A 13,262-nucleotide genomic window follows, 5' to 3' on the forward strand; every position below is an offset into this window, starting at 1 on the left:
TCGTAAATTTCGGACAATATGGACCGCTTCGATGCGATGCGCGTGTTCACCCGGGTGGTCGAGCGGCGCAGCTTTTCGCTGGCCGCCGACGACCTCGGCCTGCCGCGCTCGACGGTGACCGACGCGGTGAAGGGGCTGGAGGCGCGGCTCGGCGTGCGGCTGCTCGAGCGCACCACGCGCACGGTGCGCCCGACGCTTGACGGCGAGGCGCACTACCGCCGCTGCCTGTCGCTGATCGCAGATCTCGAGGACGCCGAGGGCGCATTCGGCGGCGCGCGGCCGAAGGGGCTGTTGCGGCTCGAGGTGCAAGGCACGCTGGCGCGGCACTTCCTGCTACCGAACCTGCCGGGCTTCCTCGCTGAGTATCCCGACATCGAAATCAACATGAGCGAGAGCGATCGCTTCATCGACCTGATCCGCGAAGGCGTCGACTGCGTGCTCCGCTTCGGCCGTCTGCCCGACAGCGACATGATCGCGCGGCAGGTGACGATGCTGGAGCGATTGACTTGCGCCACGCCCGACTATTTCGCGCGCTTCGGTGTGCCGACCGATCCGTTCGCGCTCGAAGGCCATCGCATGATCGGCATTCGCTCGCTGACGACAGGACGCCTGCGCCCGATGGAGTTCGTGATCGACGGTGAGCTGAAACAGTTTCCGCTGCCCGCGCCGATGGCAGTGACAGGCCCCGAGAGTTATCTCGCGAGCGCCAAGCTCGGCCTCGGCCTGGTGCAGGTGCCGCGCTTCCACGCCGAGACCGATCTCGCCAACGGCACGCTCGTTCCGGTGCTGCAGCAATGCCCGCCGCCATCGGTGCCGGTGAACCTGCTCTATCCCCGCAACCGCCAGCTTTCGCCGCGCGTGCGTGTGTTCATCGATTATGTGATGCGGGTGTTCGCGCGCAGTTGATCGAGCGCCGGAACCGCGGCGAACCCCACGACGTTATCCCGCCGACACCGGAGGGATATGCGATGCGAACGTTTTTCGGCATGATTTTGGGCGCGCTGCTGCTGATATGCGGCGTGTATGTCTACGATTCGATGCGAACGTCGAGCGTGGCCAATGGCGAGGTGGCGCAGGATACGCGCACCATCGTCAATTGGGACGTGGCGGCGCATGACTGGAACCTGCTGAAGACCCGCACCCGCGAGCAGTGGGACAAGATCGCGTCGAAGTAACGACCGACGTTCACAATCCGACCATCGACGCCGCCAGGGCTGCGGCGAATCCGGCACCCAGCGCGGCCCACTCTCTCGCCGTGATCGCCATGGTCACCAGCGCGACCATGGTCCCGACGAGACCTGCCGGCCCGCCTGACAGGCAGCCGCCGACGATGAATGCGATGAAGAGATTGCCGGGCGCGAGCCGCAGGAACCGCGCGGCGATGCCGTCGTCGCGCATCGTTGCGGCGAGGACGTATCCGCCGGCGCGCATGGCGTAGCATGTAACGCCGAGGATGCAGATGACGCCGAGCACCTCGAGGTCATGCATCGGTCCGCTCCATCATGCTCACGAGCGTGCCGCATCCGCCTCCGATCAGCATCGACCAGCTCGGATCCACGAACCGGGCAACGAGCAACGCTGCGATGGCCGAGGTCAGCCACGGCCATGGCGATCTCGCGGTCTTCCACTGGCTGGGAAGCAGAGTGGCGATGAACATCGTCGGCAGCAACGCGGCGGCGAGCCTGAGCGGTTCGTTTGCCGCGAGCGGCGCGGCATAGGCGAGCGCGGTGCCGCCAACCCAGCCGACCGCCATGGGGATGCTCGATCCGAGCAGGTAGCCGGCGTCAGGCCCGTTGCGGTCCGCGTCCGAATTCGTCATCAGCCACGACGCATCCGCCAGCAGGAACAGGGTGGGCAGCATCTTCCGGGGCGCCAGTCCGCCAAACAACTGGCGCAGATGCGCGCCCATCAGTAAGTATCGCGAATTCGTGGCGATGCAGGCGACGACCATGGTGATGACCGGCAGCGGATGAGCCCACATGCCCAGCGTGATCGCCTGTGCCGTGGCGGAGTAGACCAGCAGGCTGAACAGAATCGCGTGCGCCGCCCCCAAGCCAAGCCCCTTGTAGGTCAGTCCCATCACGAGGCCGGCGGCGCCGTTGCTGAGCAGGAAGGGCAGCGCCGCGACCAGGCCCCGCCTGAATCCGGCGGCCGTCATCGCAGGGGCATGTGGCGGGAGCCGGGCACTTGTAATGGTCATGACCATTATATTAGACTTTGTGAGAGGCCGTGATGTCAAGAGATCCCGCGCGGGCAGAGACGCAGTTCTTCGGTGGACGGGTCTGCCTTGACTTCGCGAACACGCTGGACTGGCGCACCTCGGACGATCCGCAGGAGCTGATCCCGGACTATGCGGCGCTGCTGTCCTGGAGCGAACGCCGCGGGACCTTGCCGCTTGCCGCGACCAGGAAGCTGAAAGCCCGTTCGGCAGGCAGCGAGGCCGCGGCCGCGATGCAGAAGGCATATGAACTGCGCCGCGACATCTGGACCATCTCCGACGCGCTGCGCGGCGGCCGTGGCGCGGACCTTCGTCTCGTCAATCAGATGCTGTCAGCGGCGCCGCGGCAACCCGACCTTGTGCGGCAGGATCGAGCCTATCGCCACGCGCTGGCGGGCAACGACGTGAAGGAGCCGCTGTGGCCGGTGCTGTGGTCGCTGACGGCCGTGCTGGCGTCCGACGACGCAGGGCGCATCGGATGCTGCGGGGCCGACGGCTGCGGCTGGTTCTTCGTCGACGAGAGCCCGAACCGGACCCGCAGATGGTGCTCGAGCGAGGTGTGCGGCAATCGCGAACGCGCGCGGCGTGCCTATGCCAAGCGCAAGGGCTCCACGTGAGTGAGGAACGCCAAGCGGGTTAGTTCTGCTCGGTCTTGCGGCCCATATTGGCCTTGCGGGCGTCGGCGATCACCTGCTCGAACTGATCCATGCTGAGCACGCCCGGCACGCGGTACTTGCCGACGATGAATGACGGCGTGCCGTTGAAGCCGAACGCCAGCGCCTGCTCGTTGTTGCGCGAAAGGATCGCGTCGATCGCCTTGGCGTTGGCGTCGAGATCCTTTTTCAACCTGTCCATGTCGAGGCCCGCGCCCGACAGCAACTCGGCGATGCGCGGCTCGGTGATGCGCGAGTTGACCGAGATCATCGCCTCATGGGCGGCCTCGAACTTGTCCTGGTACTTCGCCGCCAGCGCCATCCGCGCCGCGACCTTGGAGACCGGCCCGAGGATCGGCCAGTCCTTCAGCACCAGGCGGACCTTGCCGTCGTCCTGCACCACCTGGCGCAGCTCCGGCGCGAGCTTGCGGCAATACGGGCAGTTGTAATCGAACCATTCGACGATGGTGATGTCGCCCTTGGCATTGCCGATGACAGGAATATCCGGATCGCGCAGCACCTGCTCCTCGGTCAGGACGTTGTCGTCCTCGGCGCGGGCGCCTCCCGCGGCCAGCAGCGCGACCCCGGCGCCGATGAGGCCGAGCGCATCACGGCGGCTGGCGCGTGCGTTGATCAGGGGCGATGTCGTCAGATGGTTCATAGCTGGCTTTCGCAAGGGCTGCTCGCCCTCCTACGTTCAGGACACATTGATGTTACGCAGCAGCATATAGATCGCCACGACGATAATCACAGTCGCAAACACGATATTAAGGGCGCCGCGGCGTTCCGACAGGTGCCGGGCGCTGTTGGTGCCCACCAGCCCGCCCGCGATGCCGCCGGCCACGAATAGCCCTGCCAGGCCCCACGACACCAGCCCGGACCACGCATAGCTCAGCGCCGTGGTCATGCCAAAGGCCGTGACGGCCACCAGCGAGGAACTGACCGCGTTCATGATCGGCATCCCGGTCGCCAGCATCAGGGCCGGAACGATCAGGAAGCCGCCGCCGATGCCGAAGAAGCCGGACATGGTTCCGGTGGCCAATCCGAGGCCGATGATCGCGGGCATGTTCGACATCGAGATCTTGACGTCGGTCAGCCCGACCCGCGCGCGGGTCTTCAGCATCAGGCCCGCGATGACAAGCATCACCAGCGAGAACAGCGCGAGCAGCTTCTGCCCCTCCAGCATCTTGCCGAGGATCGAGCCCCCAAAGGCACCGAGCATGCCCGAGAGCGCAAAGATCAGCGCGCAGGACCAGATCACCGTGCCGCCGCGGGCGTGGTTGGAGAGGTTGATCGCGGCGTTGGCGGCGACCGCGATCGCCGAGGTGCCGATCGCGACATGCGGTTCGGGCACACCGACCACATAGACCATCAGCGGCACGGCAAGGATCGACCCGCCGCCGCCGACCAGGCCCAGCGAAAAGCCGACCAGCATGCCGGACGCCAGCCCGAGCACGCTTTGAGTTGCGGAGAAGACCAAGGGGAACAGACTCGTGTTTGCGGCGGCACCATAGAAGGATTTGCTATTCTGCGCCATGCCAATAGCACAAAACTGCTCTGCAAGCGTGATCAGCGCAGCAAATATGTCACGGCCAGCGGCACCAGCAGGGAGGTGACCAGCGCGTTCAGGCTCATCGCAATGCCGGCAAAGACGCCGGCGACCTCATCGACCTGGAAGGCCCGCGCGGTGCCGATGCCATGGGCGGCGATGCCGGCGGCAAAACCGCGGCCGCGGAAGTCGGTAATCCCGGTGAAGTTCATCAGCGGCGTGACGATGATCGCGCCCATGATGCCGGTGAGGATCACCGACACCGCCGTCAGCGACGGATCGGCATGCAGGGATTCGCTGATGCCCATGGCGACGCCGGCCGTGACGGATTTCGGCGCCAGCGACAGGATGATGTCGCGCGGCAGGCCGAAAGCCTTTGCCAGCAGCACCACCGAGACGATCGCCGTGAGCGAGCCGACCGCGAGCGCAACCAGCATCGGCAGCACCGCGGCGGCAACCCGTCTGCGGTTCTCGTAGAGCGGCACCGCGAGCGCGACAGTGGCCGGACCGAGCAGGAAGTGCACGAACTGCGCACCGGCGAAATAGGTGGTGTAGGAGGTGTTGGTCAGCAGCAGGAACGTGCCGATGATCCACAGCGAATGCAGCACGGGATTGGCGAGCGGATGCCGGCGCGTCTTCAACGACACTGCATCGGTCGCGGCATAGGTCACGAGCGTCACCGTCAGCCAGAGCAGCGGCGACTGCGAGAGGTAGACCCAGAGCGAGAACGGATTGTCGCTCACGGTGTCTCGTCCTCGCGCGAAAAGAGACTGCTCGCCGCAACGAAGGTCGCGACCGTCGCCAGCAGCGTGACGATGACCGAGACCGCGAGGATCACCAGGATCGCCGTGCCGTGCTCGGCGAGCAGATCGAGCTTCTGCACCACGCCGACGCCGGCCGGAATGAACAGCAGCGAGAGATTGGCGAGCATGACGCGGCTTGCGCTTTCGACGCCGTCATTGCCGAGCGGCCCGCGCGCCAGCGCGGGATATCGGTCACGCGCCAAGAGCAGCAACAGCAGGAGCACGAGGCCAACCACCGGACCCGGCACCGGCACGGCGAGCGCGCGCACGGCAACCTCACCGACGAGCTGACAGAGCAGGATCAGGCTGAGGCTGGCAATCATGACAGGGCGCTCACGCGATACATGCGCCTATCAGGTCGCCGGGGCGGTGGCTTGTCAATGCGCGGGTCTCAAGGGGATGCGCAGATATCGTGCGCCGCTGCTCTCAGGTCCGTCATGCTGAGGAGCCGCGTAGCGGCGTCTCGAAGCATGAACGGCCAAGCCGGCGGCCGTACATCCTTCGAGGCTCGCTCCGCTCGCACCTCAGGATGACGGAGATGAAGTTTTGTTCTCTACCCCTCCCGCCTTTGCAGCGCCATCAGTGTCCCGCTCATGGTCGCGACCAGGGTTTCGACGCCGTCCTGCACCGCGTAGGCGCGGCCGTCGCAGACCGTCAGCGTGCGGCCGGGCTTGACCACGACGCCGCGGAACAGGAACCGCTCGCCGCGGGCCGGCGCCAGCAAATTGGTCTTGAACTCCACGGTGAGGATGTCGGAGCCTTCAGGCATCAGCGTGAAGGCGGCAATCCCGCAGGCATTGTCGAGACCCGCGGTGATGATTCCGGCATGCACGAAGCCGTTCTGCTGGCAGAACTCCGGCGCGTAGGGCATCGCGAGATCGACCTCGCCCGGTTCCATGCGCGCGATCGAGATGCCAAGCGTCTGCATCGCGCGCTGGCGCGCGAACGTCTCGGTGGCGACCGCGCGGTAGTTAGGATTCTTCGGCTCGAAACAGGGCATCGCGGTCACGCGCTCACGGGGTCTGACGGCACGAGATGCGGCATCGCCGCGTAGCGGATCGCGGGCGCAAACGGCGCCGCCTTGCGCGCGGCGCGATCGATATGCACGGCTGCGATCTCGCAGGTCGCCGCGATCTCGCCGGTCTCGGCGTTGCGCATCTCGTGCAGGATCCGGATCGATTTGTCGCGGAATTCGACCAGCCGGCTCTTGACCTCGACGAGGTCGCCGGCGAGCAGTTCGCGCTTGTAGGAGATGTTCTGCTGCACGGCGGCCATGCCGCGGCCGGACTCGCGCAGATAGCTCGGCGTCAGGCCGAGCCGCGCGAACATGTTCCAGCTCGCCTCGTCGAACTTGCCGACATACCACATGACGTTCATGTGGCCGATGTGGTCGCAGTGCCAGGGATAGACCGTGCCGCGATAGGTCGCCTCGCCCTCCATCGTACCCTCCGTCGATTTTTGATACGGTAGCGTATCAAGGACGAAGCAGGCTAGCAATACGGTACCGTATCAAGATCGCGCATAAGGGTCCGCGGAGATCACATGACTGAAAGCAAGGGCGACGTCTGGGTCGCGGCCGGATTCGCCGAACTCGCGCATAGCGGCGTCGACGGCGTGCGGGTCGAGGTGCTGGCGAAGAATCTCGGCGTCACCAAGGGCGGCTTCTACCGCCGCTTCAAGGATCGCGCCGCGCTGCTCGAGGCCATGCTGATGCGCTGGCGCGACGGCCGTATCGCGTCGATCGAGAAGCAGACCGCGCTCGACGGCGCCAGCGCGCGCGAGCGGCTGAAGGCGATCATCACGCTCTATTCGGAACGCATGAACACCGAGGCGATGGCGGTCGAGCTCGCGATCCGGCAATGGGCGCGCACCGACGAGGCCGCGGCGGCCGCCGCTGCGAGCGTCGATGCCGCGCGGCTGAAACAGGTCGGCCAGCTCTACCGCGCCACCGGGCTGCCGACCGACGAGGCCGATGCGCAGGCCTTCCTGTTCTACTGCTTCATCTTCGGCCAGAGCCTCTTGTTTCTCGAACGCGGCCCGCGCAAGCGCGCGCAACTGCTGGCGCAGTCGGCAGATAAGCTATTGGCGGAAAGCCCGTAGAGCTTCGGCCCAAACAAAAGCGGTCGGCTTGCGCCGGCCGCTCTCCTCGAACGTCCGTTCAGGTAAGGACTCAGGCGCCCTTCAGACGCTTGTTGCATTCGCTGTAATAGCCGCCGCCCTTCTGGATCCACTTCAGGCCGCCATTGCCGCCGGTGGTCTTGTTGGCGTTGTACTGGTCGAGGCAGCTGTGCATGCGCTGCTTGCCCTCGGTTTCCTTGGCATATTTGGGATCGACCGCATTCGGAAACACGGCGGGTCCAGCCGGCATCGCCGGTGCCGCGGCGGGAGCGGCTTCCTTCTTGGCCTCCTTCGGCGCGGCCGGAGCGGGCGCGGCGGCAGCGGGCGGCGGAGCGGCAGGCGCCGCAGCCGGCGTCGCGTCGGCGCCGCATTGCGCCTTGCGGAAATCATTCCACTTCTGGCCGCCGAGGGTGCCGGCCGACTTGGCCGCCTGATACTTGGCGCTGCATTCCTGCGCGGTCAGGGCCTGCGCCGGCGCGCTCGCCGCAAAGGCTGCAAAGCCCGACACCGCAATCACGCACAACAATCTGGTCTGAATGGTCATCCCTGGTCTCCCGTCATCCCTAAATTCCCGTCCCTGGTTTCCATTCCTGGTTTCCCTGGGGGGCATTGGCGTAAGACCATTATCCTAGCGCAACCCCGACTTGCGACAACGTGCGGGCGCGCCCGCGCGTGAAAATATTGTGGCGGCGGGACCGCCGCATGTTCATCCACGGTTCAGCATCGCCGCGCGACGTTTCGGCCTCCTTTCCTCAGAGGTGCCCCATGATGAAGATTTCCTCCCTTGCGACCGTGACCGCCCTTGCCTCCGCGCTGCTGATCGGCGGTGCCTTCGCGCAGACCGCCGCGCCCGCCGCCAAGGACGCTGCTCCGAAGGCCGACGCGAAGATGGCCAAGGAAGCCAAGCCGCGCACCGCCGAGTCGCTGGAGTGCTCGAAGGAAGCCGATGCCAAGGGCCTGCACGGCAAGGAGCGCAAGAAATTCCGCTCCGAGTGCAAGAAGAACGCGGCGGGCGGTGCCGCTGCCGCGCCCGCGGCGACGAAGTAAATCGCGAACGCTGCCACCCTCCCCTGGAGGGGGAGGGTCGGCACACGTTGAGCACAGCGAAACGTGTGTCGGGGTGGGGTGATCTCTCAACACGGGCAGCTCCCGACAGGAGAGACCGTCACCCCATCCCGCCTCGCATTGCGCTTCGCTTCATGCGAAGCGACCCTCCCCTCCAGGGGAGGGTGAAGGAGGATTCCCCCGAGTATTCCGGCGCAATGCTGCAATCGCGAGATGCAATTGTCCCGTGGTTGCGAATTTGCCATAAGGCGGCGTGACCCTGATCCGCGCTTCGATGGCAACAGCCATTCCCGACCGCAGCAAAGTTCTGAACGGGCTCGAGACTCTCGTCATCGGCGCCGGCGGCGGCCTGCTGTTTTTATGGGCAGGATTGCCGGGCGGTCTGATCTCCGGAGCGATGTGCGCGGTTGGGATCGCCGCACTGGCCGGACGGCCGCTCGCGGTGCCGCCGGTGCTGACGCAATCGGTGCTGCTGCTGCTCGGCATTTCCCTGGGCTCGCTGATGTCGCAGCAATTGCTGCAGCACATGAGTTCCTATCCGCTCACCATCGGCCTGTTGGCGCTGGCGACCTTCTGCTCGACCTTCGGATCGAGCCTCTATCTGCAGCGCGTGCACGGCTGGGACCAGACCTCGGCCTTCCTCGCCGGCAGCCCCGGCGCGCTGTCGCAGATCACGATCCTCGCCGCGGAAAAGGGTGCCGACGTCGCCGCGATCGCCGTGGTGCAGACCATGCGCGTCATCATCCTGACCGCGGCGCTGCCGCTGGTGCTGGCGCTGACCGGGGTGACGCACGCCGCGCCGCCGCCCTTGCCGACCACGGTCGCCTCGCCGTTCGGCCTCATTGCCCTGATCGCGCTGTCGATCGGCGTCTCGCTGCTGCTGCGCTGGATCAAATTTCCCGCAAGCTGGATGTTCGGCGCGATGCTCGCCTCCAGCCTGCTGCATGGCTCGGGCCTGGTCGATGGCGGCCTGCCGCCCTGGCTGCGCAATATCGCGCTGGTCGGCATCGGCGCCATTATCGGCACCCGCTTTGCGCGGATGAAGACTTCGACCCTGCTCAGCCACGTCAATGCCGGGCTCGGCTCGTTTGCGATCGCGATCGTAATCTCCGCCGTGTTCGTCGCGGTGATCGGCTTCACCACCCATGTCCGGCTCGCCGACGTCGTGGTCGCCTTCGCGCCCGGCGCGATGGACGCGATGCTGGCGCTGGCGCTGACGCTGCACATCGACCCGATCTTCGTCGGCGCGCATCATCTGTCGCGCTTCCTGTTCGTCACCATCTCGACGCCGGGCATCATCCATCTGTTCGGTCGTCCCCAGGACGACGTCGACGATTAATTAAGTGCGGCGCACCTGCCAGTCCCGTCATCCTGAGGTGCGAGCTCTTGCGAGCCTCGAAGGATGAACGGCCCGGCCGGTGCCCGTGCATGCTTCGAGACGGCCGCTACGCGGCCTCCTCGGCATGACGGATCACCGGAAGCCGTGTTTCGACCTCAGGCCTTCGCGACCTTCACCATGCCCCAGCCGGCGATCGCGGCCATCAGCAGCGAGATCAGCACGTTGTAGCCGGCGAGCGAGATGCCGAGGAAGCGCCACTGCACCTCGTCGCAGCGAACCACCTTGACCTTGTCGAGCTGGTCCAGCAGCGAGCCGGCCTTGCCGAAATCCACCAGCGGGCCGGTGCAATCGGTCGGCCCCGGCCAGAAGCCCCATTCGACGCCGGCGTGATAGGCGCCGAGCCCGGCATTGGCGAGCGCGGCGAGGCCGAGGATCGCTAGCCCCGCGAGCAGCACCGGACGCGCCGCGCCGCGGGCGGCTGCGAGCGCGACCACGGCACCGAGCGGGACCGCGAGGTAGTAGGCATAGCGCTGCTCGAGGCAGAGCGGACAGGGCATGATCTCCAGCACGAGCTGGAAGAACCAGGCGCCGGCCAAGGTCGCGGCCGCGATCACCGCGATCGCCAGAGCCGAGGTCAGCGCCGGATTGCCGGCGGCGGAAGCATCCGACGGATGGGCGGTGGCGGTCGTCACGGCGGTCCTCCTGCGAGCATCGTCCGGGAGGGTCATGGCCCTGCTCCATACTCGATCCGGGTGGTATCGCGCGAAAATACCGCTGTCGAGACGCAGGACAATCACATCCGCGCGGGTTGACCGTGACGAACTATCGTCCGCCGCGCTCAAATCGCGTTCAGCCGATGATGCGTGGGCACGCGCAGACCCCACCGGGTCATTTCCGCCTGCAACTCATCGGAAAAGAATACGCTCGGGTTGAGCAGCCTGCGTTCGTGCCAGAGGTGGACGCCAGCGCTGACACGCTTCTGGACCGTTAGACTGCCGTAGCCCTTTTTCGTCGGATCATTTGCGAAATAGGCCATTGATCCCTCCGAGACCTGACGGACGGCGCTTTGCTCCGGCACGAAGCTGTCGAGATAGCGGCGGACGAGCATTCCGTAATACGGGACGGGGTAGTCCTTGCCCTTCGGCGTGGTGATCCGCAGCGGCCAGAACTGGTGCACGCCCGGCTCCAGCTTCTCGATGATCGCGTGCAGGGTTGCATCGACCGCGCGGAGCCCGCTGGTCAGCATCAGCAGCGAACCGAGCGATTTGCGCGGGTCCTCCATCCTGAATTCCGACGGGCATTCGTGCGGCTCGAGCAGGCCCCTGTCCTCCCTGAACTTGCGGGCGACGTCCCCGATGTAGGCGACGTGCCAATTGTTCAGCGCCGCCCTTTGCTCGGCAGACATCTGCTCGTCGAAATATTGCTTGAGCCCTTCCTCCCAGCCGACGTAATCGCCGTTCGGGAAGAAGTCACCGAATTGGCTGCGCTCGTACCATGCCCACACCATCTGCAAATGCCCCTTGCGTCGTCGCAATCGACGAGCCGGACATTAGCTTTGCTCGCGCCCCCGCGTCACGGAGCAGGTTGCCACAGCCGCGGCCAGCGACATGGGGGCGCCCGCCGACGGTAGGGCGCCAGCGGCAATTCCGTCGCGAACGCGCTCGGACCGGCGATCCCTCTGCCCAATCCGGGTCGTATCCTTGCGAAAATTTGGCTGCCGGAGCGCGGGACATCCCGTCCGCGCGGGTTGACCGTGACGGGCCGCCCGCTATAGTCCGCCGCGCTTCGCGACCCCGGCCTTCCCGGCCGGGACCATTGCGAATGCCCCTGTGGCGGAACTGGTAGACGCGCTCGACTCAAAATCGAGTTCCGCAAGGAGTGCTGGTTCGATTCCGGCCAGGGGCACCAACTAGGCTGTTCAAGCCCGTTCCAAAGCGTCCGCGACCGTCCGCGCAGTGCCCGGAAACCCTTGAAAAATAGGGCTTTCCGCGTACATCGGTGTTCGCCACCGTTTGTTCTCATCCGATCCCAGCCGCTCAATGTGTCGGTATTTTTGTCGGTATCCGGAGAACAAACGTTCGCGGCGACTTTCGCTATTCCGAACGAAGGGATTTTGAGCAGATGGCCGGCAAGAATGATGGCGTGTGCGCCAACCCCAAGCAGATCAAGACAGACGTCGACTGCCGCGCCGCCCGACCGAAATTCGACAACGGCATGTGCATCCCTGCCAAGATTTCCGACGTGACGGGCGGCGGCCTCTATCTGTTCGTCACCGCGGACCAGAACAGGCCCGGCAACGCTGCCTCCAAGCTCTGGCGGATGGACTACCGCTTCCACAGCCGTCGGAAAACCTACTCCATCGGCCGTTACGGCAACGGCAAGGATGGCACCTTCTCGCTCGCCGACGCGCGGCGCGAGCGCGACAAGGCCAAAGACCTGCTCAAGGAGGGCAAAGACCCGAGCACAGAGAAGCAGCTCGACAAGCACAGGCAGGCGGCCGCCCGGTCTTTCGGGCAATGGGCCGACGAGTGGCTCGCGAAGAAGAAGGTGGAGAAAGTCAAACGCGGTAGGATCGTCGCGGTGCGCGATCCCAAGACCATCGAGGTGCTTGAGCTGCGCGTCGGTTACGTCAAGGACCGGTTCGGCAAGCTTTGTAGGCAGGAGATCAAGCGTCCGGACGTGCTCGCTTTCATGCGTTCATACGAGGCCGACGGAAAGCTGGAAACCCGCGACCGCGTGCGCAGCATCGGCGAGCAGATTTGCGATTATGCCGACGTCGAAGGCGACGGCTATAATCCATTCCGCAACCTGAATGGGCAGATGATTGCCAACATTTCGACGCCGCGCCCCGGCGTTACCGAGCCACGTGACGTGACGCGCGTCTTCAAGCTCATCACCGCACCGTGGACGAGAGCGAGGTTTGGCGACGTTGTTGGCCTTGCCCTGCGCTTCGATGCGCTCACCATACCCCGCCCCGGCATGGTCAATGAAATGGAGTGGAGCGAGGTCGATTGGGATGCCGAACGCTGGACTATTCCAGCCGCCAAGATGAAAACCGGTTGGGACCATGTCGTGCCTTTGTCACGGCAGGCACTCGCAATCTTGCGCATCACTAAGAAGCTGACCGGCCATCGCCGGTACGCGTTTTCCTGCTCTAAGGATGCACCTCTATCAAGCAACACGCTCAACAAGCGTTTGCGGCTGCTTGGCATTGACACCAAGACCCATCATTGCGCCCACGGATTCAGGACCACATTTTCGACTTTGTCTCACCACGAGGAGATCAAGGACGCTAAGGCATGGGACGGCGACGTTGTCGAGCTGCAGCTTGCGCATCTCGATAACTCAACCGTGGAAGGTCTCTACAAGAGGCACGGACCGCTCGCGCTGATCGGCTCGCGCACGAAGCTGCTGCAGCATTGGGCAGATCGGATCGACCATTGGATAGATCCCAAGAAAGTAGCGCCGATCAAAGGAGGCGCCCGGGCTTGAGACAGAGGCTGCTTGCTGCCAACGG

At 65.3% G+C, this 13,262-nt stretch carries 18 protein-coding genes and 1 tRNA gene; 8 read left to right on the forward strand and 11 right to left on the reverse strand.

Going from position 1 to position 13,262, the window contains the following annotated elements; genetic code table 11:
* Positions 1 to 18: 18 nt before the first annotated feature.
* Positions 19 to 906 carry a LysR family transcriptional regulator gene (locus tag BI327_RS31640; protein ID WP_076865177.1) on the forward strand — a complete coding sequence of 296 codons (888 nt, stop codon included), beginning with the start codon at positions 19 to 21 and terminating at the stop codon, positions 904 to 906.
* Between the two features lie 62 nt (positions 907 to 968).
* Positions 969 to 1,175, forward strand: a complete 207-nt coding sequence (locus BI327_RS31645) for a hypothetical protein (RefSeq protein ID WP_076865500.1) — start codon at positions 969 to 971, stop codon at positions 1,173 to 1,175.
* A 10-nt stretch (positions 1,176 to 1,185) separates the two neighbouring features.
* Here BI327_RS31645 and BI327_RS31650 read toward each other — a convergent pair whose 3' ends face one another.
* Complete coding sequence (locus BI327_RS31650) at positions 1,186 to 1,488, reverse strand: AzlD domain-containing protein (protein WP_076865179.1); 303 nt, start codon at positions 1,486 to 1,488, stop codon at positions 1,186 to 1,188.
* Positions 1,481 to 2,158 carry an AzlC family ABC transporter permease gene (locus tag BI327_RS31655; protein ID WP_076865180.1) on the reverse strand — a complete coding sequence of 226 codons (678 nt, stop codon included), beginning with the start codon at positions 2,156 to 2,158 and terminating at the stop codon, positions 1,481 to 1,483. The genes BI327_RS31650 and BI327_RS31655 overlap by 8 nt, the downstream gene beginning before the upstream one ends.
* A 74-nt stretch (positions 2,159 to 2,232) precedes the next feature.
* On the opposite strand from BI327_RS31655, the gene BI327_RS31660 reads away from it, so the two are divergent.
* Positions 2,233 to 2,835, forward strand: coding sequence for a CGNR zinc finger domain-containing protein (locus tag BI327_RS31660; RefSeq protein WP_076865182.1), 603 nt, complete (start codon positions 2,233 to 2,235; stop codon positions 2,833 to 2,835).
* 19 nt (positions 2,836 to 2,854) lie between these two features.
* Here the strand turns inward: BI327_RS31660 and BI327_RS31665 are convergent, their stop codons facing one another.
* The 6 genes from BI327_RS31665 to BI327_RS31690 all read right to left on the reverse strand — a co-directional run bounded on the left by BI327_RS31665 (position 2,855) and on the right by BI327_RS31690 (position 6,663).
* Positions 2,855 to 3,532 carry a DsbA family protein gene (locus tag BI327_RS31665; protein ID WP_076865184.1) on the reverse strand — a complete coding sequence of 226 codons (678 nt, stop codon included), beginning with the start codon at positions 3,530 to 3,532 and terminating at the stop codon, positions 2,855 to 2,857.
* A gap of 36 nt (positions 3,533 to 3,568) precedes the next feature.
* Positions 3,569 to 4,306: a sulfite exporter TauE/SafE family protein gene (locus BI327_RS31670; RefSeq protein ID WP_076865501.1), complete on the reverse strand. Its 738-nt coding sequence runs from the start codon at positions 4,304 to 4,306 to the stop codon at positions 3,569 to 3,571.
* 134 nt (positions 4,307 to 4,440) lie between these two features.
* Complete coding sequence (locus tag BI327_RS31675) at positions 4,441 to 5,163, reverse strand: LrgB family protein (protein WP_076865186.1); 723 nt, start codon at positions 5,161 to 5,163, stop codon at positions 4,441 to 4,443.
* The gene (locus tag BI327_RS31680) at positions 5,160 to 5,546 is read right to left on the reverse strand and encodes a CidA/LrgA family protein (RefSeq protein WP_076865188.1); all 387 of its coding nucleotides are present in this window, start codon (positions 5,544 to 5,546) and stop codon (positions 5,160 to 5,162) included. The genes BI327_RS31675 and BI327_RS31680 overlap by 4 nt, the downstream gene beginning before the upstream one ends.
* 230 nt (positions 5,547 to 5,776) lie before the next feature.
* On the reverse strand, positions 5,777 to 6,223 hold the full coding sequence (locus BI327_RS31685) for a PaaI family thioesterase (protein WP_076865502.1): 447 nt from the start codon (positions 6,221 to 6,223) through the stop codon (positions 5,777 to 5,779).
* A gap of 5 nt (positions 6,224 to 6,228) precedes the next feature.
* Positions 6,229 to 6,663 carry an acyl-CoA thioesterase gene (locus BI327_RS31690; RefSeq protein ID WP_076865189.1) on the reverse strand — a complete coding sequence of 145 codons (435 nt, stop codon included), beginning with the start codon at positions 6,661 to 6,663 and terminating at the stop codon, positions 6,229 to 6,231.
* Between the two features lie 102 nt (positions 6,664 to 6,765).
* Here BI327_RS31690 and BI327_RS31695 point away from each other — a divergent pair, with 102 nt between their 5' ends.
* Positions 6,766 to 7,323, forward strand: a complete 558-nt coding sequence (locus tag BI327_RS31695) for a TetR/AcrR family transcriptional regulator (protein ID WP_076865191.1) — start codon at positions 6,766 to 6,768, stop codon at positions 7,321 to 7,323.
* 70 nt (positions 7,324 to 7,393) lie between these two features.
* On the opposite strand, the gene BI327_RS31700 is transcribed toward BI327_RS31695, so the two are convergent.
* Positions 7,394 to 7,885, reverse strand: coding sequence for a hypothetical protein (locus BI327_RS31700; protein ID WP_076865193.1), 492 nt, complete (start codon positions 7,883 to 7,885; stop codon positions 7,394 to 7,396).
* Positions 7,886 to 8,109: 224 nt separating this feature from the next.
* Between BI327_RS31700 and BI327_RS31705 the strand changes: the two genes are divergently transcribed.
* Both BI327_RS31705 and BI327_RS31710 read left to right on the forward strand, forming a co-directional pair.
* Positions 8,110 to 8,388, forward strand: coding sequence for a PsiF family protein (locus BI327_RS31705; RefSeq protein ID WP_076865503.1), 279 nt, complete (start codon positions 8,110 to 8,112; stop codon positions 8,386 to 8,388).
* 271 nt (positions 8,389 to 8,659) lie between these two features.
* The gene (locus tag BI327_RS31710) at positions 8,660 to 9,745 is read left to right on the forward strand and encodes an AbrB family transcriptional regulator (protein WP_089025652.1); all 1,086 of its coding nucleotides are present in this window, start codon (positions 8,660 to 8,662) and stop codon (positions 9,743 to 9,745) included.
* Between the two features lie 155 nt (positions 9,746 to 9,900).
* Here the strand turns inward: BI327_RS31710 and BI327_RS31715 are convergent, their stop codons facing one another.
* Both BI327_RS31715 and BI327_RS31720 read right to left on the reverse strand, forming a co-directional pair.
* On the reverse strand, positions 9,901 to 10,473 hold the full coding sequence (locus tag BI327_RS31715; RefSeq protein WP_076865195.1) for a disulfide bond formation protein B: 573 nt from the start codon (positions 10,471 to 10,473) through the stop codon (positions 9,901 to 9,903).
* 110 nt (positions 10,474 to 10,583) lie between these two features.
* The gene (locus tag BI327_RS31720) at positions 10,584 to 11,252 is read right to left on the reverse strand and encodes an imm11 family protein (RefSeq protein WP_076865196.1); all 669 of its coding nucleotides are present in this window, start codon (positions 11,250 to 11,252) and stop codon (positions 10,584 to 10,586) included.
* A gap of 316 nt (positions 11,253 to 11,568) precedes the next feature.
* Here BI327_RS31720 and BI327_RS31725 point away from each other — a divergent pair.
* Positions 11,569 to 11,653 (forward strand) — tRNA-Leu (locus BI327_RS31725).
* A gap of 213 nt (positions 11,654 to 11,866) precedes the next feature.
* Positions 11,867 to 13,237 carry a tyrosine-type recombinase/integrase gene (locus BI327_RS31730; RefSeq protein WP_076865198.1) on the forward strand — a complete coding sequence of 457 codons (1,371 nt, stop codon included), beginning with the start codon at positions 11,867 to 11,869 and terminating at the stop codon, positions 13,235 to 13,237.
* The last annotated feature ends 25 nt before the right edge of the window (positions 13,238 to 13,262 follow it).

Origin of the sequence: Bradyrhizobium mercantei (genome assembly GCF_001982635.1) — a bacterium.
Taxonomy (GTDB): domain Bacteria; phylum Pseudomonadota; class Alphaproteobacteria; order Rhizobiales; family Xanthobacteraceae; genus Bradyrhizobium; species Bradyrhizobium mercantei.